This window comes from Mammaliicoccus sp. J-M41 (genome assembly GCF_022385935.1).
GTDB lineage: Bacteria > Bacillota > Bacilli > Staphylococcales > Staphylococcaceae > Mammaliicoccus > Mammaliicoccus sciuri_A.
Map to the genome: position 1 here is coordinate 1 of NZ_JAJNIR010000066.1, position 1,455 is coordinate 1,455.

Annotated in this window: 2 protein-coding genes; both read right to left on the reverse strand. The window is 33.6% G+C overall.

From position 1 onward, the window contains the following. Window positions 1-22: 22 nt before the first annotated feature. The gene (locus LQ686_RS13850; RefSeq protein WP_103361549.1) at window positions 23-886 is read right to left on the reverse strand and encodes an IS3 family transposase; all 864 of its coding nucleotides are present in this window, start codon (window positions 884-886) and stop codon (window positions 23-25) included. Then, window positions 850-1,401, reverse strand: a complete 552-nt coding sequence (locus LQ686_RS13855; protein ID WP_107596494.1) for a helix-turn-helix domain-containing protein — start codon at window positions 1,399-1,401, stop codon at window positions 850-852. Before LQ686_RS13855 ends, LQ686_RS13850 begins: the two co-directional genes overlap by 37 nt. Between the last annotated feature and the right edge of the window lie 54 nt (window positions 1,402-1,455).

Consider the following 1,455-nt stretch of genomic DNA (forward strand, 5'->3'; position numbering starts at 1 on the left):
CCCCCCAAAGTTAGAGTTTCCATTATGCTATTAATTGGCTGGATTGAGTTCGGTATTGTACTGGACTTCGTCCAGCCAATTTTAATTTCAAACGTTCATTGTTATACCAATAGATGTAATCCTCAATTCTTCTTTTTAATGTTTCATAGTTAACAAGTTCTTCTCCATGATACATTTCCTGCTTCATGATGCCAAAGAAATTCTCCATAGAAGCATTATCCGCACACGTCGCTTTACGTGACATACTTTGATAAATCCTTTGTTCCGATAATCTTCTAATCCATGCATTATGCTGATAATGCCAACCTTGATCAGAATGTATCGTCGTACGATATGGTGCTTCATGCTTAATGATTGTAACTGCTTTATCCAATGATTGAAGTACTAAGTCTAATGTTGGTCTTCTGGATATACCATAAGAAATGATTTCCCCATTGTATAAATCCATAATAGGGCTGAGATATAATTTTTGTTCTTCAGCACATTTAAATTCAGTGATATCTGTCACTAATTTTTGAAGTCGAATAGATGTATGGAATCTACGATTCAAGCGATTTTCAGCCACTTTACCAACTGTACCTTTGTATGATTGATAGCGTGATTTACGTGTGAATTTTTGACATTTTAATCCTAGTTCTCGCATAATTCGTTGTACTTTCTTATGGTTAATGAGATAACCTTGATTTCTCAAAGCTAAATATATACGACGATAGCCGTATTTACCGTTGTGTTTTTGAAAAAGTTCAATGATCTTTTTCTTCCAACCTTTATCTAAATCTTCCTTTTGTAATTGTTTGGCATGGTAATGATAGGTTGCTTCTGGTATACCAACCTTTACTAAGATATCTTTTAATTTGAATCCTTCTTCTTTGAGTTCGAATGCCACTGCTGCTTGTGCTTTTCTAGAAAGGCACTCGGATTCTCTCGAAAAGCGTTCAACTTTTTTAAATAAGCATTCTCTAATCGAAGATTTTCATTTTCTAGCTCTAACTCTTTTTCTCGTGATAGGTTTTGATTAGATTTCTTCTGTTTCTTCTTTTTCATGGGAGGTCGTCCTTTCGGCTTTTCGAGTCCTTCCACACCTTCTTTGTCATATATCTTTTTCCATCGCACAATAATAGATGGGGTATTTAGGCCAAATTTAATCGCTGTATCTTGGAAGGAATCGCCTGTTCTTTTCATATAGTTTAATACATTTATTTTGAATGTAACAGAATAAACTGTCTTTTTCTGTTTCTTTTTAATGCTATCTACACCGAATGATTGAAAGGCTTTTACCCATGTTCGTATAATAATTTTATCAGGTATATTATATTTTTTAGCTAATTTTCGATAACCATAATGGCCATCTAGATAATCTCTTACAACTTTCAACTTAAATTCATCACTATATTTTGTCATATTAAAACACCCCTAAAGTTAGTTTTTTTACTCTAACTTTAGGGGTGCAGTACC